An 18,354-nucleotide genomic window follows, 5' to 3' on the forward strand; every position below is an offset into this window, starting at 1 on the left:
TATGAAGACCAAAACTGCACTACTGATGCTCTCAGTAATTATAATATCAACTTCTTGTAAATCTGATAAAAAAACAGGCAAAACGAATGAAGCTAGCGATACTATAACAGAATTGACTAAAACAATGCCAGAAAATATTATAGAAAAAGATAAAACTATTAAGGTTGAAATGATTTCTAAGAGTAATAGCAAAGTTACAGGAGAAATTGTATTTATTCAAGAGAACGACAAGGTAACAATGACAGCTAGTTTGCAAGGATTAACTCCTGGTGAACATGCCATTCATCTCCATGAAAAAGCAGATTGTAATTCAGATGATGCCACTTCAACAGGTGGTCATTGGAATCCTGAAGGTAAAGACCATGGTAAGTGGGGCGATGAAAACGGATATCACCGCGGTGACATAGGTAACTTAACTGCAGATGAAGATGGAAATGCTACGCTCACCTTTAAAACTGATCAATGGGCGATTGGAGGTTCTGATGAAAACAAAAATATTATCGGTAGAGGTATTATAGTGCATGCAAAAGCTGACGACTTTACAACACAACCTACTGGTGCGGCTGGCGGAAGAGTAGCCTGTGGAGAAATTAAATAATTGTATCTCAATTTATAAATCTAAAAAAACCGTTTTTAAACGGTTTTTTTAGTATTTTTCAACTTTAAAACATCTAAATGACCTTAGAGGAATCTATAATTCTATTTCAAAAAAAAGACGTAAAGGCTTTTGAGTACCTCTATAATACGTATAAAAAGAGTTTATTGGGCGTTATTTTCACCATTGTAAAAAACGACACCATCGCTGAAGAAATACTACAAGACGTTTTTATAAAAGCATGGAATAGTGCAGATTCTTACAATTCAAGTAAAGGCAGATTTTTTACTTGGATGTTGAATATTTCTAGAAATGCTGCTATTGACAAAATCCGATCTAAAAACTTTAAAAACAATAAAAAAAACCAACATGTCGATAATTTCGTAGATGTTATAGAGACCTATGACAATCTTGATGCTACTACAAATAGTATTGGTATAAAAAAGTTTGTCGATAAGCTGGCAGAAAAATGTAAAGAGGTAATTCACCTTCTCTATTTTAAAGGATATACGCAGAAAGAAGTGTCAGAAACGCTAAAAATGCCAATTGGCACAGTTAAAACTAGAAATAGAAATTGTATTAATGAATTGAGAAACATCGTTTTAAATTAGTAATGGAAGTAAAAGAATACATAGCATCAGGAATTTTAGAGCTTTACGTGGCTGGTGTACTTTCTGAACAAGAAAATCAGGAAGTTGCCGATATGGTTCAAAAACATCCTGAAATTGCCGATGAAGTTTCTGAGATTGAAGCTGCCATTTTAAAGTTAACAGCAGCAACTGCACCCGTTACTAACTCTACATTTAGCACTATTAAAGAAGAATTTGGGAATTTAAGTTCCACAAAAGCTAAGGTTATACCATTACAAAAAAAATCGAATAACTGGTTAACATATACTGGTTGGGCAGCTGCCGTACTATTAACAGGTGGTTTAATTTGGACAATGGTTCAGAATAACAATTTAAATACCCAATTAAAATCGGTTGAACTAGAAAAACAACAATTAGAAGAGCAAATATATAAATCGAATACAAGTCTCGCTGAGACCAAAAAATTAAACAAAACGCTTAGAGATAAAGACATTTTAGCAATTCCTTTAGGTGGGCAAACAGTATCACCATATTCTTATGCAAAAGTATATTGGAATAAAAACGATAATCAAGTTTTTGTTGATGTTCAAGGATTACCTAAACCTCCAGCAGGTAAAGTATATCAAGTTTGGTCTTTAAAATTAAATCCACTTACACCTACAAGCATAGGTATCTTAGACCAATTTAATGAAGACGAAAATAAGGTGTTTGCCTTGGCTAACGGCAAAGAAAATGAATCAGAAGCTTTTGGTATTACCTTAGAACCTGAAGGTGGTAGTGAGACACCTACTTTAGAGCAACTGTATACGTTAGGTGCTGTTTAGTGCCCCATAAAGCACTTTTAGCTTACTTATTAATCTCGTATTAATACGTCCAAAAGAAAAATCACACTTCATAGACCAAAAGCAAGTTTTAATTAAAACTGTTCGTAATAAATAATAGTTGGAGAAAAATTTCTGATTGAGTTTGAACGAAGAGTAAAAGATTATTGAAAGTCCAAATGGACTTATTAATAGACCTTTAAATAGTGAAATTCATTGGTATGGAAGTAATAAAGTGAAATTGAAAGCCATACTAGCAATCGAAAAAATAATTGTTAATGGGAATAGATTTTTAAATAAAAAACTTCTTTTATTTAAAGCGATGCTTCCTTTAGCTGGAATTATAATTTTTACTACAAACAATATTCTTTACTAAAAGATCAAAATTGGAATTTTGATATTATTTATTGCTTTAATAATTAGATTAATGACAATTTAAAGAAATCACTGGCTGACATTAAAAAACGGAATAAAAAAATGTTTTGGCCATACCAATACTGAATAGAATGCTTTGAAAGTAACTAAGTTTTGTGCAATTTCATAAGGTTCCCAAATCAATTTGATTAACATATTTTAATAATCAAAAAAAAATAGGCAATCAAAAACTCAAGCGTAGTGCGAAGTCAAAAATGAAACATTTTTTTGCTCTTCGCACTATTCTTAGCTTAGGCTTTGTAACTATATCTATCTCAATTTTACAGAGAATATTTCCGAGATTTAAACAAAAAAAATTATTTGTCCAATTTCATAAAATAATCGAAAATTTCTGGTACATTTTTACTCCCCATATCAGCATCTAAAGCGGACTGAAGATTAGTAGATGTAGCTTCTGCAATTAAAGAAACGGTATCAAGATCTTTCATCATTTGAACAAAATATCCCAAATCTTTATTCGCATTGGCAATAGAGAATCCTAAATCACTAACGTGGTCTACAGCGTAATTTTTACAGAACTTCATAAATGGTGAATTCGATGGTCCAGATGACATGATATCAAACAATTGTTGCCCATCTACTCCAGCTAGTTTCGCAGCAGCAAAAGCCTGTGACATTGCGACTACAGTAGTCATACCCATAAAATTATTAATAAGCTTGGTTGTATGACCAGCACCTAGAGCTCCCAAATAGAATATGTTCTCACCCTGTTCTTCCAATATTGGTTTCACCTTTTCAAAGATCTCTTTATCACCGGCTGCCATAATATTAAGTAATCCATCTTTTGCATGAGCTGGGGTACGTCCAAGTGGAGCGTCAATCATACCAGCTCCCTTTGTTGCAAGGTCTTTACCTATCTTTTTTGTAGACGCAGGTATTGATGTTCCGAAATCGATCAAAACAGCACCTTCTTTTATCCCTGCTAGAATACCTTCTTCTCCATAAACGATCTTTTCAACAACAGCAGAAGTCGTTAGACAAAGCATTATGATATCACTCTTTTCTGCCAATTCTTTTGGTGAGGCAGCTTCTGTTGCACTACCGCGAGCGATAACAGTTGCAACCTCGTCTTTATTAAGATCCATTACTATTAGCTCGAAACCTCTCTTTTGTAGATTTTCAACCATGTTACCTCCCATAAGCCCAAGTCCTATAAATCCGATAGTGGGTTTTTTCATATTTAATTTATTTATATTATATTTATTTGCACAAAGATATGCTTATGTTAGCATTTAAGAAAATTTTTAATAGAACTCTGACGAACTTTGATACGATTAAGTAAATCAATACTCGAAAAATCATTCCTTAAAAATAAAAAACATAACAATATAAAATTAATATTAGGGCTTGTCCTTCGAGAAAATTCAAGCTAATTTATTAACTTTATTTTTTAAATAAAGTTTGTGACTTATTTAATCCGAACCGCTTTTATGCGTGAGATCGTAACACATAAGATGAAAAACAAAATTTTAAACTTAATTTTTCTTTTATTCTTGACGAATTTCTGTTTTTCTCAAAAAAATTATAATTGGAAAGATATTCATAAAACTGAATTATTCTCTTTTTCTGAAAATGAATACTGCGATAATATTGAATCAAAAAATCTGACTGCTGATTTTTTAATATCATCTGAAGAGGGTGATTTTGCAAGTACTCTTATAGGATTAAAAGAACCGGAATTTGATGTACTGTTGGAAAAAAAATGCTTAATCCTTCGAGTTCATTTTTCACATAGGACTAGTGATTTTATTATTTATCGTGAACAAGGAATTCTTGTAGATTTAAACAATCCAATTGTTTTATTGCAATTAGAACATAAATCGGAATTTAATAAAGTATTAAAAAAGTATAGTAAATGATAAACCAGTCTCATCAAAGAACTGAAGTGAAATAACAACCATTCGCCTCTTTGAATTTACACTATCATGCTAAGTTGAAAATATTATTAATTCGTATTTCGTACTTTCAATGATTCTTACTTTAACACATGAAAGTTCACATACATAACGTTGGCATTTATAAAACAAGATGAAAATATTTTATTTAGCCCCCTTATTAATTCTATTTTTTTCCTGTACTGAAAAGAAAACCGTCCCAGATAAAAAGGAGTTTAAAGTGACAGTACAAGAAATTGTAGTTGAAGAATTTCAAACCATTATTGATTCGTCCAATGTTACAGGAGCCATTTTAATTTATGACCTTGAAGAAAATAAGTACTATTCAAACGATTACCAACGGGCTAAAAAAGGAAACTTACCAGCTTCTACCTTCAAAATAACCAATTCAATTATAGCACTTGAAACAGGGATAGTTGAAAACGATAGTACACTTTTCAAATGGAATGGAGAAAATAGAAGACTTAAAGCTTGGGAGCAGGATTTGATGTTTATTGATGCTTTTCGTTTATCATGTGTTCCTTGCTATCAAGAAATAGCAAGAAAAATTGGAGTAAAAAAAATGACAGAATATCTAGATAAACTGGCCTATAGAAATATGAAAGTGGACACTACCAATATTGACCTATTCTGGCTTGAAGGAGCATCTCGAATTAATCAATTTCAGCAAATAGACTTTTTAAAGCGGTTTTATACATCAGAATTACCAATTTCTGAACGCACGGAAAAAATAATGAAAAGAATGCTTATAAATGAAGAAAATGATACGTACAAACTTAGTGGAAAAACAGGTTGGTCCATCAGTGATGAAAAAAATAATGGTTGGTTCGTTGGATACCTAGAATGCCATAATAAAATCTATTTTTTTGCCACAAATATTGAACCCAAAGAGCAATTTGATATGGATAGGTTTCCTCTGATTAGAAAATATGTGACTAATAAAGCATTTGAACAAATAAAAATAATTAAATAAATATGCTCATGCAATCTTTAACTCATTGCTAGTTTTTGACTACTCTGAAATTATTTCCAATTTTATAGTCCATTTTTATTTCCTAAATTGGTAGCTCAATAGACAACTAACCAACTAAGCTTTAAAACAATAGTAATGACTTATAAACGAGATAATTCAATCGAAATCAGTAAGACAGAATTTCGTAAAATTGGATATGAACTCATAGATACCATTTCTGACTTTTTTGATGAGATTTCTGAAAAACCTATCACTACAAGTAAGTCGCCAAAGGAATTACAAAAGACATTAGGGAACTTAGCATTACCTGCAAATGGATTACCAGCAGAAGAATTACTTTCTAAAGCTTCTAAATTACTCTTTGAAAATTCATTATTTAATGGTCACCCAAAATTCTTTGGATTTATAACCTCATCGGCAGCACCTATTGGAGCCTTGGCCGATTTGTTAGCCTCAACAGTGAATGCAAACGTAGGCGGACAAATACTGAGTCCGATGGCTACAGAAATAGAAAAACAAACCATAAAATGGTTGGCTGAGTTTATAGGTGTCTCTCCCAATTATGGAGGTATATTGGTCAGTGGTGGAAACATGGCGAATTTTACTGCCTTTTTAGCCGCAAGAACTGCCAAAGCACCTAAAAACATAAAAGAAGATGGTCTTTCTAATTCTTCAAAAATGTTAATTTCCTATTGTTCAAAAGCTACACATACTTGGATAGACAAAGCCGCTGTTTTGTTTGGACATGGCTCTAATTCTATCCGATGGATTCCTACGGATGCCGCTAACAAAATGAATATAGAACTGCTAGAGCAAACTATAAAAGAAGATATAAAACAAGGAAATCAACCCTTTATGGTTGTTGGTACCGCTGGAGATGTAAGTACTGGTGTTGTTGATAACCTTGAAGCCATCGCTTCAACATGTAAAATGTACAATTTATGGTTTCACATCGATGGTGCCTATGGTATTCCAGCAGCTGTTATTCCTGAATTAAAAGATTTATTTGCAGGAATTAAAGAGGCTGATTCTATCGCTTTAGACCCCCATAAATGGCTTTATAGTGCTTTAGAGGCAGGTTGTACGCTGGTAAAAAACCCACAGCATCTTATTGACACCTACAGTTCGCATCCTGAATATTATAATTTTAGCTTAACGGAAGAAGGTGGCTCTTTGAATTACTTCGAATACGGTCTTCAAAATTCTCGTGGCTTTAGAGCTTTAAAAGTATGGTTGGCTTTACAACAAATTGGAAGTAATGGTTATGTCAAATTGATCAAAGAAGATATAGCATTATCTAAATACTTCTATGAATTGGCACATAAGCAATCGGAATTAGAACCCGTAACTCAAAATTTAAGTATTGCAACGTTTAGGTATGTACCTAAAAACTATCAAGAACAAGGTGAAAAAAGAGAGGCCTATTTAAACACTTTAAATGAAGAATTAGTGAACAGTGTGCAAAACGGAGGTGAATTGTTTTTATCAAACGCAATTGTAGAAAACAAATACTGCTTACGTACCTGTATCGTAAACTTTAGAACTACAAAAAAGGATATAGAAGAAAGTATAGAAATAATAATTAAAGAAGGAAATAAAATACATCTATCCTTACAAGCTTAACAAAATAGAACTTGTTTTTTTGAAGCATAATTTAATTTTGAAAAACGAAAATGCTTATCAAAAGATAAGCATTTTCTCACTACAAACATAAAACTCAAAACTTCAACATAGCAATTCACTTCCCTTTTCCATTTATTTTAATAGTGTTAAAAATTATAAGTAATACTTGTTTTTATGTTAAATGGTGTACCTGGTGTAAAATGAATTTCCTCCACAGAAACCAGTTCATTAAACAATCTCGATTCTGTAGCAAATTGAGTTTCATTCCATTGAGTGTTCAATAGGTTTTCAACAGCAACACCTATGGTAATATTTTTAATTTTATAATTGAGGTTCAAATCCGTTACAAAATAACCTTCGGCATTAATGGAGTTATCTTCATTCGCTGGTCTATCATCTATAAATCGATATCTCAGTCCACCAGAAAATCCTTTATAATCATTTAGAGAAAATCCACCTGCCAGGGTAAAATCGGGTGCTAATGGTATATAATCTTCACCTTTTATTTCATCAATGGAACGTGCATGGGTATATGTTGCATCAACATCAGCATAGATCCACTTGTTCAGCTGATAACGCAATCCTAAATCGACACCAAATCGCTGCGATTTTCCACTAGGCTCGACTATTCCCGCATCACCTACATACACAAACTCTTGTTCTGAAAATAGATACCATAAAGCTGAATTCACAACTAACTTGGGTAATGGCTTATAAATAAAACCTAAATCGGCACCATAAGCTCTTGGCAAAATCTTCTCACCTTCTTTATTTACTACAACACGGGTGTCATTCGAATGAAAACCAATACCCGTCTTTAAAAACCATTGCATATTTTGGTTGGGATTGAATAAAAAATTTAATTTGGGACTCACAATAGCTTTCTGCTCCGCTTGCGTTGTATATTCGGCCAACAATTGATCTTCATATAAAAACGTAAAGTAATCTAAACGTAAAGCGGGTGCTATCGTGAAATTTCCCAATTCAAAATCGGCATTCACAAAAGCAAAAACATTAGATTGATTGATATCACCCAATTGGATATTTTCTAAGGTCGTTTTTCGGTTTAATGTGTGAGACAGTTCCACATCATCAACAATATCATGTCTTAACCCGATACCAGATGTTACAGTGGTTTCAACAGTATTCCATCGAAAATTATTTTTTACTGACGCGTTAAAACCAAAAATATCTCTATCCTCTTTTTGCTTTATTTGATCGCCATTGATAGGGTCATCTAAAAAGAATGTAAAATTAGAATAAAGTTCAAACCCATATCTACTATAAAATACGTTCGATTTAAAAGAGGTATTACCATCTATAAAACCTTTGTATTCTAAATTTAAATTTGATCTTGAGGTCGTTCCACCTTCCGTGTCGTCAATTGCACCAAATCTAGAAATATTTCCATTGGCTATTTCACGTTTTGGAATTTGGCCAGAAGCATCCCACCTACTATTAAAATGAGAAGCAGTAATTGCTAATTTATTGTTCCCTTTTAAAAAAGTAGTATATTTTGTTACCACATTAATCCTATTAAAATTTTGAGGTGATTCAAATGGTCCGTCTGTTGCTATATATTCAAAAGCAACGTATGCATTCTGATTACTATTCTTATTCAATAGATCAAACAACCCCAAGGTTCTAAGTGTATTAAATTGTCCAACTTCTAAGTTTAAAGAACTGTTTTCTAACTTATCTTTAGTTTTGAAAGCTGCATAGCCCGCCGTAGCAAAATCACCACGATCAGCATTATATGGTCCTTTGCCAAAATCAACATTTACTACTGTTTCAGGAATTACAAAGTGAAAATCGCTATACCCCTGACCGTGAGCATGTGAAACCATATTGACGGGCATTCCATCAACAGATAAATTAATATCTGTACCATGGTCTATATCAAAACCTCTTAAAAATAATTGTTCTGCTTTACCACCACCGGCATGTTGACCGATTATAAGTCCAGGAACTTTTCTTAAAATTTCTTGTGAAGAATTCACAGGGTTTGATTGTAAATCAAGTTTTGCGATATGCTGTAAAGCATTGAGCTCTTTTGTAATAACTAACTCATCCAATTGAAAAATTTTGCTTTTCAATTGAATCGGAATTCCATTATCGATATGTGATTGGGTAATTACAATTGTTCTTTTATGAAAGCCTAACATTCCAACTTCTACAATGTCCCCAATATGGGTTCCTTCTATGGTAAATGTTCCAGTTACCAATGTGTGTGCATGCTTTGTGCTGCTAGCATTATAAACATATACACCCTCTAAAGGATATTGATTTTCGTCAGTAATCACCCCTTTTATTTGTTGGGCATACATTAGCTTGGAAAAAAGCACAATAAAAAGTATTATAATTGTCCGCATACCTACTATAAATTTTTAATATTTTGTTCTAAAACTGGCCCTAGTTCATAGGCACTTTCTAACAATTCCTTTTTCAATTTGTTTGCATCTTTTTCCATTCCGCTGGCCTTATAGATTGTAGCCATGTGATATTGAGCTTCCGGCTCATAAGTTTTATCAGCAATATGTTCTTTTACAATTTCTAAGGCCTTTTTCACATCTCCTTTATGGTAATATGACCATGCTAATAAATCATAAGACTGTGGTGTTGGTCGGTTGTCTATTTCAGTTCGTGCAATTTGCAAAGCAACATCTGCTTTATTTAATTCATCTGCAAATAATAAAGCATTGTATTTATTGTACATAGCTCCATATTGTTTGTTTTTTACAGCAGCCAAATACGCTTTTATGTTTTCCTCTTTTTTTACATTATTATTTTGAAATTCAGCAATTTCTGCTTTTAGCAAGTAATAATCTGGTGATTTATGTTGTGTATTTATCGCCTCTAAAATTCGCAATGCTTCTTCAGGGTTTCTTTCATATGAATATACAATCCAAGCAATGCCTTTTTTAGCATAGGCATCATTGGGGTTTAAGGCCAATGTTTTTAAATACATAATATAAGAGTCTTCAATCCGATTGGCATGGCCATAATAATCTCCTAAATTGGTATAAGACCATTGCATCAAACCTTTATTTTTTGAAGATTCTGCCAATGCTTTTGCCTGTTCCATATATTTTATAGCTCCATCTAAATTACCTTCATGATCGCTCCATTTTGATAACCGAATTAAATAACCAAAATCACTCAGGTCTTTTATTTCATTCAAATAGTATTTTGCCTTTTTTGAGTTTCCTAATTCTAAATAAACATCAAATAGCATTTGGTGAGTATTATTTAATTTTTCACCATTTATTTTCGCCCTTAATAAATGTTCTAATGCTTCTTTAAATCTGTGTTGCGAAATATAATTTCTTGCCAATCCTCTTAAATAGCCTGCATTATTATAGTTTGTTTTTTCATTAGCTAAGATTAAGTTCTGTTCTGCATTAATAAGGTAATTGATTTCACCTGTGGTTGAAAAAAGCTGAGAATTAGCACCTGAAATTTTCCCTAAGTATGGAAATTGGTTTGGAGTCTTTTCTAATTTTTCAGTCCAAAATTTATGTTCTTCATTAGCAAAAGCTAAATCCTTATTTTCTTTATTTTGCAGATAGCTGTTGTAGTCTACTGTATCTGTTATTTTATGTGGTATTTTATTACAACTCGCTAAAATAGTTAAGGATAAAACGGCTGTAATTATATGTTTAGAGTTCATGGTTATTTTGTTTTGAGTTTTTATGTGAGAAAAAATAAGGGCATGTCATAGCGGGCACACCCTTATCATTTTTATTTTACCAAGGTGAAGCCAAGTAAGGAAATGATTGTGAAAATGCTTTGTCATTTGCATCAACATGATCATCAGATAAATTTGGATTCTCAGAAAAATCTTCACCACCAAAAATTAATAATAACTCAACAGTAATTACATCATCAGCCAATGCTCTACCAGTCAATACATTTGTACCATCATAGAACGTTGTGGTACCATCTAATGACAGGGTCAAAACATCGGTTGCTAAAACGCCTGAAAAAGCAGCTGCATCTAAACCAAGTGCATTCTTATCTCCTTCATTAGCATATGCAGGACTCAATCCTTTTAAACCTGCTTCAAATTTTGCTTGAAATGCTGCACCTTGATCTTTTGGTGCTGTTGTATTAAACATATCTTTATCAGCCGAAGCTACAAATACAGTATTTATTGCAGGTCTTCCCATTTGGTCTGCTTGTGCATACGTTCCTGAAAAATCAGGTGCTATTGATTCCATTGGATCGTCATTATCATCACAGCTAATAAATACAATACTTGAAAGCAATGCGATGCTCATTAATTTTATATTATTTTTCATTTTTATATATTCTCGTTTCATGATTTTAAGTTTTAAAAATTTCTATTATTGTTTCCTTTTAGATTCTACCCATGTATTAATTGAACCAGATCCACCAACTGCCGATTTAGGAACTTCTACCACAATGGACATTACATTTGTACCTGAGAAGGTATCCGCTCCAGGATTATTAAAAGATGTTGCATTACCTGCAATAATTTCACCGTATTGAGCAAAATCCATAAAGAAAGGATCATCACGAGGACCTGCGAAATATGTCATCCCTGCGTTAGTTGCTGTAATGGCACTTGAACCATAAGGCGTAATGTCTACTGATGATTGCGTTGCGTTGATTAGAATAGTACTGTTTAATCCAGGAGCATTAGGTGCCATTGGTCCGAAAAAGTACATTTTACCATCTCTAGGTATCGCTTGTATTACCAGATCTTCCACATTATCTGCATTGGTGTCAATATTTATTTCTACCAATACATTTTCATCAAAGGATGCATTACCTGTAGCACTTGGACTTAATAGTCCTTGTACATTTGCTACAAATACAACATTGTCTGTATTTTGTCCTTGAAAGGCATAAAAGTCAGTGATATCACTACTCCCCCCCTTTACATCAGGAGCGTCAATATGATCAGCTGCTACAGTTAAAAGTCCGACCACTGCCAGTACTCCAATTCCAATACTAATTTTCATTTTTTTCATAATAGTTGAGATTTCGTTATTATTATTTTATGTTCTCTGCTTTATCTACGAAAAAATGAATGGGACGGTTTTCTAAATAATGAAATAAATTAAAATAAATACATTAAAAAACACAACTAACTGAACGTGTGGGTTTTAAAAATTAAATAAAATTTATTTTTTTAATTTAATATTGTAGTCATTCTATTTAAAGAAGAATGAGCATAAAAAAATGCCAAGATTTTAAAGAAAAATCTTGGCATTATATTATTCGATAACGATATACCTGTAAAAGTAGCGTTTGAGTGTTTAATTTGAACCTATTACTAACAGACCATTATTTTCTAACCTTACCACTAAACACACTTACCTTGGAATTAAAAGGGTTTCCAGATGCTCTTCTTAACATAGCAATTTGACCAGAATGCCAAATTGCATCTTCAATGGTACCACTAATGCTAATCCAAAAAGGATGCTCTGAAGTGCCATAATCATTCTTAAAAATAATATTAAAATCATCTAATGATTCCGCTTCTAATAAAATAGTACTCGCTTTTTGAAAGTTTAATAAAGTTGCACTTCTAAGTTCATCAAAACTTAAAGAATCTTTCTCTATTTTACCATTGGGTGTTTTGGTAGTTGCATTTACAATCATTTTAGACAAATCATAAATATGATGAACAGTTTCTGCACTTGTCCGCCCCTCATCACTTACCTTATAATCCAAATCTTCAGGACGTAAACCTTCTGTTGCCCAATAATACCTAAACCCTAATCCGTCAATCATTCTTGCTGCGACAGTTGTGGCCGTATATTTTTCAGGATGGGGAGGAACTACAGCATAAGGCAAGTCTGATTTCATATTCTGAGCATTAATAGATGAAATTGTAAAAAGGAGTACGATATATACAAAAGGTTTCATGCGATTTATTTATTTTTTATAATTATTATCCCAAAGCATTGGGACTGTTCGTTACTAATAATTTTGTAATGACTTAACGTTTTATACATACGCGTTTCATTATATAATTATTAATTTTGTTGTTTTAAAAGTAATATAAATATTGAAAATGGAAGCCCATTTTGGGTAGTTTAAAAAAAATGATTCACACCTCTCTTTTCAAACAACTATAAACGAGTGTGTTGAATACAATATAATATCGATGAATACAACTTTAGATGTTTTAATAATTGGTGCAGGACCTATTGGGATTGCCTGTGCATTAGAAGCCAAGAAAAAGAATTTAACCTACGTAATTGTTGAAAAAGGAGTTTTGGTCAATTCTTTATACAACTACCCTACTAATATGACTTTTTTTTCTACGTCTGAAAAATTAGAAATTGATGACATTCCATTTATTAGCAGTAATGCCAAACCCAATAAAAAAGAGGCCTTGGAATATTACCGCCGCATTGTGTCTTCAAACAAGCTCAATGTAAATTTATTTGAAAAAGTGGAAACGGTGAAATCTGAAAATGATTGCTACATCGTATCAACTGACAAAAATATTTACCAAGCGAAGCATATCGTTATTTCAACCGGCTTCTATGATATTCCTAATTATTTAAACGTGCCTGGAGAAGAGCTACCTAAGGTTTTTCATTATTATGATGATCCTCATTATTTTTCAGAACAAGATGTTGTTGTTGTCGGAGCTAGTAATTCTGCGGTAGATGCGGCTCTAGAAATTTATAGAAAAGGAGGCAGCGTTACCATGATAATTCGAGGAGAAAATATTGGCAATCGCGTAAAATATTGGGTAAAACCAGATATTGTAAATAGAATTGAAGAAGGCAGTATTAAAGCATACTACTATTCAGAAATTAAAGAAATTTTAAAAGATAATGTAGTTATTTCAACGAAAGAAGGTAAAGAAATAACCTTAAAAAATGACTTTGTAGTCGCCTTAACTGGTTACCAACCTAATTTTGATTTTTTAAAGAATATAGGAATTCAACTGTCAACCGATGGATTGAAAAAGCCAGCTTACAATCCAGATACAATGGAGAGTAATTTAAAAGGAATCTATTTAGCTGGAGTAATATGTGGTGGTAAAGAAACCCATAAATGGTTTATTGAAAACTCTCGCATACATGCAAAAATGATTATAAAAAATATAATAGCTAAACAGTCTTAATTTTGCAAAGACTCAACATGTATTGAAAATGGCTAAACTACCCGAAATTTATTTTAAACGAGATATTGAATGGAGAGCATGGTTGGAAGAAAACCATACTATTGCTGATGGTGTTTATCTTATTTTTTATAAAGTGGAAAGTGATATGCCGAGTATGCGATGGGAAGAGGCCGTAAAAGTTGCCCTATGTTTTGGTTGGATAGACGCTACTGTTAAAAAAATTGATAATGAACGTAGAAGACAATATTTCTGTCCAAGAAATGCTAAAAGTGTTTGGAGTAAACTCAATAAAAATCACATTATAGAGCTTATTGAAAATGACTTAATGCATCAGAGTGGCTTAACAAAAATAGATGTAGCCAAGAAAAATGGCTCATGGATAGCATTAGATGATGTTGAAAATTTAATTGTACCAGAAGAATTACAAAATGCCTTTGATAAAAACAAGTTAGCTTTTGAAAATTACACCAATTTTGCACCCAGTTACAGAAAAAGCTATTTGTATTGGTTAAATCAAGCAAAACGGCCTCAAACAAGAATAAATCGAATTGAGCAAATTATTCAATTTTGTGAGAAAAATATAAAATCTAGAGATACTTGGTAACCCTATAAAAACACATTGCTTGAATTGGCATACGACTTGTCAAACTCTTGTTGATTTAGATTTAATACTACCTCATGCTCTTTAAAATAAGAAACTAATTTCTCGGTAGGCATATTACCTGTTAACTCATCTTTTGCCATTGGACAACCTCCATATCCTTTAATGGCACTATCAAAACGATTACAACCAGAAGAAAATGCAGCATGTACTTTTTCTTTCCATGTGCTAGGTGTAGTATGCAAATGGGCACCAAATTCTACATTAGAATGCATCGGAATCAGATTAGTGAAAAGATATGCTATGATATCTGGTGTTGAACTTCCAATAGTATCTGACAAAGAAATTATTTTAACTCCCATAGCGGCCATTTTTTGTGTCCAATCGGCTACGATATCAACATTCCAAGGATCTCCATAAGGATTACCAAATCCCATGGATAAATAAGCTACCACTTCCTTGTTCGATTTATCTGCAATATTTAAGATTTCCTCTAAAATAACAATAGATTCTCCAATGGTTTTACCAGTATTACGCATTTGAAAGTTTTCAGAAATAGAAAAAGGATAGCCTAGATAATCTATTTCCTCAAATTGAGAAGCGTCATTTGCCCCACGAATATTGGCAACAATTGATAATAATTTACTTTTTGTAGTATTTAAGTCAAGCTTAGAAAGCACCTCAGCAGTATCTCGCATTTGTGGAATTGCCTTCGGTGAAACAAAGCTACCAAAATCAATAGTATCAAAGCCAACCTTTAATAGTTGATTGATATATGCCGCCTTTGTTTCTGTAGGTATAAACAACTTTATACCTTGCATGGCGTCTCTTGGACATTCTATGATTTTTAATAGACTCATTGAAAATCAAAGATACAATTTGATATAACTATTTTAAGAAAAAAAAATAAAAATTGCTATTCCAACAAAAACAATTATTTGTAACCATTTTAAAAACCTACCCATATTTTTATTTTCCTTTATATACGTTGCTATTTGTCCAGAAAGCAATGCCAATAATGAAAAAACAATCAAAGAAACTGCCATAAAAATAAAGCCTAAAATAAAAAACTGTAATAGGGTACTAAGCTCTTCACTGAATAAAAATGAAGGAAAAAAAGCCAAAAAGAAAATAGAAACTTTTGGATTCAGTACATTCATAATGAACCCTCGTTTAAATAATTGGTACATGCTTTTTTCGACTTTAACATCTGTAGTCAAATTAATATTTGATGAACTTTTGTAAACGTTGTAGGCCATAAACACCAAGTAACTTGCACCAAATATCTTAAGTGCTAAAAATAAATTTTCATTGTTTTTTATGATGGCAGATACTCCTAGTGCCACCAACGTAGTATGAATTATGCAGCCCGAGATTAAACCAAATACAGTTGCTAACCCATATTTTACACCATCAGAAATACTTGTAATTAATACATAAATATTATCAGGGCCTGGGGTAATTGCCAATAATGCTGTTGCTGCTATAAATGAAAGTATGATGTCCAAGAAGCTTACTAAATTGTAGGTTAATAGTTATTTTTAATTCAGATACTTGCTAAATTAAGCAAAAAAAAATCCTGCCGAAGCAGGATTTCAATATTCTTATAGTGCTGTATCAATTATAAAGTTGCAGCGTATTCAATAAGGTCAACAATTTTAGTTGAATACCCCATTTCGTTATCATACCAAGAAACAACTTTTACAAAGTTATCATTTAATGCAATACCAGCTTTAGCGTCAAAAATTGAAGTACGAGTATCTCCAACAAAATCTTGAGAAACTACCATATCTTCAGTATATCCTAAAACACCTTTCATTGGTCCGCTTTCTGAAGCAGCTTTCATAGCAGCACAAATTTGTGCATATGTAGCTGGCTTTTCTAACTTCACAGTTAAATCTACAACAGAAACATCCATAGTAGGAATTCTAAAAGCCATACCCGTTAATTTACCATCCATTGCAGGAATTACTTTACCTACAGCTTTTGCAGCTCCCGTAGAAGAAGGAATTACGTTGCCAATAGCAGAACGTCCACCTCTCCAGTCTTTCATAGAAGGACCATCAACAGTTTTTTGAGTTGCAGTTGCAGCATGTACAGTTGTCATTAAACCTTCAACAATACCAAAGTTATCGTTTAAAACTTTAGTTATTGGAGCTAAACAGTTCGTTGTACAAGATGCGTTAGAAAATATTTTTTGATCAGCTTTTAATTCTGTATTGTTTACACCCATTACAAACATTGGTGTATGATCTTTAGAAGGAGCAGATAATACTACTTTTTTAGCACCAGCTTCTAAGTGTTTTCCTGCAGTTTCTTCAGTTAAGAAAAATCCTGTAGATTCAATTACATATTCTGCACCAACTTCATCCCATTTTAAATCTGCTGGGTTTCTTTCTGCTGTAATTCTAATTTCGTTTCCGTTTACAATTAATTTACCGTTTTTTACATCAACAGTTCCATCAAATTTACCGTGAACTGAATCGTATTTTAACATGTAAGCTAAATAATCTACATCTAATAAATCATTTATTGCTACTACTTGTACGTCTTTTCTATTTACTGTAGATCTGAATGCTAATCTTCCTATTCTACCAAATCCGTTAATTCCTATTTTAATCATAATTCTTGTTTTTTATACTGATAGTATATCAGATATTCTTAATAATTCTCTATTTATATCATGAGAGCTAATTATAGCTTCCTCAATGTCTGTTGTTACAATTTTATTGTTTAAAAATCCAACCATTGCATTAGACTGACCGTCCAATAAACTTTCTACAGCTTTAACTCCTAATTTACTAGCTAAAACTCTATCGAAACATGTTGGACTTCCACCACGTTGCATGTGACCTAAAACAGAAACTCTCGCTTCATATTCTGGTAAGTTTTTAGTAACATATTCGGCTAATTCAAATACATTTTTACCCGTTTTATCTCCTTCTGAAACGACTACAATACTAGATGATTTCCCTCTACGTTTACTTTTCTTCAACGATTCTAATAATCTATCTAAACCTAAATCCTCTTCTGGTAATAAAATTTCTTCTGCTCCAGCTCCAACACCTGCATTTAAAGCAATAAACCCTGCATCACGCCCCATAACCTCAACAAAAAACAGTCTATTATGTGAACTTGCAGTATCTCTAATTTTGTCTATACACTCTACTACTGTATTTAATGCCGTATCATATCCTATTGTTGATGACGTACCTGCGATATCATTATCGATAGTTCCAGGAATACCAATAAATGGAATACCATGTTCTTTTCCAAACACAATACCTCCATTAAAAGTACCATCACCACCTATAAGTATTAAAGCATCTACTTTTGCTTTTTTTACTTGCTCATAGGCCTTTAACCTACCTTCTTTTGTACGGAACTCTGTAGAACGAGCAGATTTTAATATTGTACCTCCTTTACTAATAATATTTTTTACACTTCTCGCTGTGAGTTCTACGAAATCACCTTCAATCATACCTTGGTAACCTCTGTAGAAACCAATACATTCAATATTATAATAAGAACAGGCTCTCGCTACAGCTCTAATGGCCGCATTCATTCCTGGAGCATCGCCTCCAGACGTCATTACACCTATTTTTTTTATATTTCCCTTCATTTTTTACTCTTGTTTTAAAGCAGTGTAAAACTAAGAATAATTAAGGTAATTTAAGGACTTTTTAGAAGATTTATACGAAATCGTT

General features: G+C 32.5%; 18 protein-coding genes. 8 read left to right on the plus strand and 10 right to left on the minus strand.

What is annotated here, in order from left to right:
- Position 1 precedes the first annotated feature (1 nt).
- The 3 genes from JBL43_RS03580 to JBL43_RS03590 all read left to right on the plus strand — a co-directional run bounded on the left by JBL43_RS03580 (position 2) and on the right by JBL43_RS03590 (position 2,009).
- Positions 2 to 598: a superoxide dismutase family protein gene (locus JBL43_RS03580; RefSeq protein WP_198840116.1), complete on the plus strand. Its 597-nt coding sequence runs from the start codon at positions 2 to 4 to the stop codon at positions 596 to 598.
- 77 nt (positions 599 to 675) lie between these two features.
- Positions 676 to 1,206, plus strand: a complete 531-nt coding sequence (locus JBL43_RS03585) for an RNA polymerase sigma factor (RefSeq protein WP_198840117.1) — start codon at positions 676 to 678, stop codon at positions 1,204 to 1,206.
- Between the two features lie 2 nt (positions 1,207 to 1,208).
- Positions 1,209 to 2,009: an anti-sigma factor gene (locus JBL43_RS03590; protein ID WP_198840118.1), complete on the plus strand. Its 801-nt coding sequence runs from the start codon at positions 1,209 to 1,211 to the stop codon at positions 2,007 to 2,009.
- 728 nt (positions 2,010 to 2,737) lie between these two features.
- On the opposite strand, the gene JBL43_RS03595 is transcribed toward JBL43_RS03590, so the two are convergent.
- Entirely contained in the window at positions 2,738 to 3,619 is an 882-nt protein-coding gene (locus tag JBL43_RS03595) for an NAD(P)-dependent oxidoreductase (protein ID WP_198840119.1), read from the minus strand.
- Between the two features lie 276 nt (positions 3,620 to 3,895).
- Between JBL43_RS03595 and JBL43_RS03600 the strand changes: the two genes are divergently transcribed.
- The 3 genes from JBL43_RS03600 to JBL43_RS03610 all read left to right on the plus strand — a co-directional run bounded on the left by JBL43_RS03600 (position 3,896) and on the right by JBL43_RS03610 (position 6,932).
- Positions 3,896 to 4,300 (plus strand): hypothetical protein, encoded by a 405-nt coding sequence (locus tag JBL43_RS03600; RefSeq protein WP_198840120.1) that lies wholly within the window; start codon positions 3,896 to 3,898, stop codon positions 4,298 to 4,300.
- Positions 4,301 to 4,469: 169 nt separating this feature from the next.
- On the plus strand, positions 4,470 to 5,309 hold the full coding sequence (gene blaOXA / locus JBL43_RS03605) for a class D beta-lactamase (protein ID WP_198840121.1): 840 nt from the start codon (positions 4,470 to 4,472) through the stop codon (positions 5,307 to 5,309).
- Between the two features lie 135 nt (positions 5,310 to 5,444).
- Entirely contained in the window at positions 5,445 to 6,932 is a 1,488-nt protein-coding gene (locus JBL43_RS03610; RefSeq protein WP_198840122.1) for a pyridoxal phosphate-dependent decarboxylase family protein, read from the plus strand.
- 146 nt (positions 6,933 to 7,078) lie between these two features.
- Here the strand turns inward: JBL43_RS03610 and JBL43_RS03615 are convergent, their stop codons facing one another.
- The 5 genes from JBL43_RS03615 to JBL43_RS03635 all read right to left on the minus strand — a co-directional run bounded on the left by JBL43_RS03615 (position 7,079) and on the right by JBL43_RS03635 (position 12,830).
- On the minus strand, positions 7,079 to 9,304 hold the full coding sequence (locus tag JBL43_RS03615) for a TonB-dependent receptor (protein ID WP_198840123.1): 2,226 nt from the start codon (positions 9,302 to 9,304) through the stop codon (positions 7,079 to 7,081).
- A 5-nt stretch (positions 9,305 to 9,309) separates the two neighbouring features.
- On the minus strand, positions 9,310 to 10,602 hold the full coding sequence (locus tag JBL43_RS03620) for a tetratricopeptide repeat protein (protein ID WP_198840124.1): 1,293 nt from the start codon (positions 10,600 to 10,602) through the stop codon (positions 9,310 to 9,312).
- Positions 10,603 to 10,678: 76 nt separating this feature from the next.
- The gene (locus JBL43_RS03625) at positions 10,679 to 11,254 is read right to left on the minus strand and encodes a DUF4331 family protein (protein WP_438839431.1); all 576 of its coding nucleotides are present in this window, start codon (positions 11,252 to 11,254) and stop codon (positions 10,679 to 10,681) included.
- A 24-nt stretch (positions 11,255 to 11,278) separates the two neighbouring features.
- The gene (locus tag JBL43_RS03630) at positions 11,279 to 11,929 is read right to left on the minus strand and encodes a DUF4331 family protein (protein ID WP_198840125.1); all 651 of its coding nucleotides are present in this window, start codon (positions 11,927 to 11,929) and stop codon (positions 11,279 to 11,281) included.
- A gap of 316 nt (positions 11,930 to 12,245) precedes the next feature.
- Complete coding sequence (locus tag JBL43_RS03635) at positions 12,246 to 12,830, minus strand: DinB family protein (RefSeq protein ID WP_198840126.1); 585 nt, start codon at positions 12,828 to 12,830, stop codon at positions 12,246 to 12,248.
- Positions 12,831 to 13,071: 241 nt separating this feature from the next.
- On the opposite strand from JBL43_RS03635, the gene JBL43_RS03640 reads away from it, so the two are divergent.
- Together JBL43_RS03640 and JBL43_RS03645 are read left to right on the plus strand one after the other, a co-directional pair.
- A complete protein-coding gene (locus tag JBL43_RS03640) occupies positions 13,072 to 14,046 on the plus strand; it encodes a YpdA family putative bacillithiol disulfide reductase (protein ID WP_198840127.1) in 975 nt (324 codons plus the stop codon).
- 28 nt (positions 14,047 to 14,074) lie between these two features.
- The gene (locus JBL43_RS03645) at positions 14,075 to 14,650 is read left to right on the plus strand and encodes a YdeI/OmpD-associated family protein (protein WP_198840128.1); all 576 of its coding nucleotides are present in this window, start codon (positions 14,075 to 14,077) and stop codon (positions 14,648 to 14,650) included.
- 2 nt (positions 14,651 to 14,652) lie between these two features.
- On the opposite strand, the gene JBL43_RS03650 is transcribed toward JBL43_RS03645, so the two are convergent.
- From JBL43_RS03650 to pfkA, 4 genes are all read right to left on the minus strand, one after another.
- A complete protein-coding gene (locus JBL43_RS03650) occupies positions 14,653 to 15,507 on the minus strand; it encodes a hydroxymethylglutaryl-CoA lyase (RefSeq protein ID WP_198840129.1) in 855 nt (284 codons plus the stop codon).
- 33 nt (positions 15,508 to 15,540) lie between these two features.
- Complete coding sequence (locus JBL43_RS03655; RefSeq protein WP_233098684.1) at positions 15,541 to 16,155, minus strand: LysE family translocator; 615 nt, start codon at positions 16,153 to 16,155, stop codon at positions 15,541 to 15,543.
- A 113-nt stretch (positions 16,156 to 16,268) separates the two neighbouring features.
- A complete protein-coding gene (gene gap / locus JBL43_RS03660; RefSeq protein ID WP_198840130.1) occupies positions 16,269 to 17,270 on the minus strand; it encodes a type I glyceraldehyde-3-phosphate dehydrogenase in 1,002 nt (333 codons plus the stop codon).
- Positions 17,271 to 17,282: 12 nt separating this feature from the next.
- Positions 17,283 to 18,269 (minus strand): 6-phosphofructokinase, encoded by a 987-nt coding sequence (pfkA, locus tag JBL43_RS03665; protein WP_198840131.1) that lies wholly within the window; start codon positions 18,267 to 18,269, stop codon positions 17,283 to 17,285.
- Positions 18,270 to 18,354: the final 85 nt, after the last annotated feature.

The organism is Aureibaculum flavum (assembly GCF_016406085.1).
In the GTDB taxonomy this organism is placed as follows: Bacteria; Bacteroidota; Bacteroidia; order Flavobacteriales; family Flavobacteriaceae; genus Aureibaculum; species Aureibaculum flavum.

Excerpts from the sequence above, each read along its gene's own strand:
- JBL43_RS03610 (WP_198840122.1), top strand. The coding sequence starts at position 5,445 with ATGACTTATAAACGAGATAATTCAATCGAAATCAGTAAGACAGAATTT.
- blaOXA (WP_198840121.1), top strand. The coding sequence starts at position 4,470 with ATGAAAATATTTTATTTAGCCCCCTTATTAATTCTATTTTTTTCCTGT.
- JBL43_RS03595 (WP_198840119.1), bottom strand. The coding sequence starts at position 3,619 with ATGAAAAAACCCACTATCGGATTTATAGGACTTGGGCTTATGGGAGGT.
- JBL43_RS03625 (WP_438839431.1), bottom strand. The coding sequence starts at position 11,254 with ATGAAACGAGAATATATAAAAATGAAAAATAATATAAAATTAATGAGC.
- JBL43_RS03600 (WP_198840120.1), top strand. The coding sequence starts at position 3,896 with ATGAAAAACAAAATTTTAAACTTAATTTTTCTTTTATTCTTGACGAAT.
- pfkA (WP_198840131.1), bottom strand. The coding sequence starts at position 18,269 with ATGAAGGGAAATATAAAAAAAATAGGTGTAATGACGTCTGGAGGCGAT.
- JBL43_RS03645 (WP_198840128.1), top strand. The coding sequence starts at position 14,075 with ATGGCTAAACTACCCGAAATTTATTTTAAACGAGATATTGAATGGAGA.
- JBL43_RS03635 (WP_198840126.1), bottom strand. The coding sequence starts at position 12,830 with ATGAAACCTTTTGTATATATCGTACTCCTTTTTACAATTTCATCTATT.
- JBL43_RS03585 (WP_198840117.1), top strand. The coding sequence starts at position 676 with ATGACCTTAGAGGAATCTATAATTCTATTTCAAAAAAAAGACGTAAAG.
- JBL43_RS03630 (WP_198840125.1), bottom strand. The coding sequence starts at position 11,929 with ATGAAAAAAATGAAAATTAGTATTGGAATTGGAGTACTGGCAGTGGTC.
- JBL43_RS03620 (WP_198840124.1), bottom strand. The coding sequence starts at position 10,602 with ATGAACTCTAAACATATAATTACAGCCGTTTTATCCTTAACTATTTTA.
- gap (WP_198840130.1), bottom strand. The coding sequence starts at position 17,270 with ATGATTAAAATAGGAATTAACGGATTTGGTAGAATAGGAAGATTAGCA.
- JBL43_RS03615 (WP_198840123.1), bottom strand. The coding sequence starts at position 9,304 with ATGCGGACAATTATAATACTTTTTATTGTGCTTTTTTCCAAGCTAATG.
- JBL43_RS03640 (WP_198840127.1), top strand. The coding sequence starts at position 13,072 with ATGAATACAACTTTAGATGTTTTAATAATTGGTGCAGGACCTATTGGG.
- JBL43_RS03590 (WP_198840118.1), top strand. The coding sequence starts at position 1,209 with ATGGAAGTAAAAGAATACATAGCATCAGGAATTTTAGAGCTTTACGTG.
- JBL43_RS03650 (WP_198840129.1), bottom strand. The coding sequence starts at position 15,507 with ATGAGTCTATTAAAAATCATAGAATGTCCAAGAGACGCCATGCAAGGT.
- JBL43_RS03580 (WP_198840116.1), top strand. The coding sequence starts at position 2 with ATGAAGACCAAAACTGCACTACTGATGCTCTCAGTAATTATAATATCA.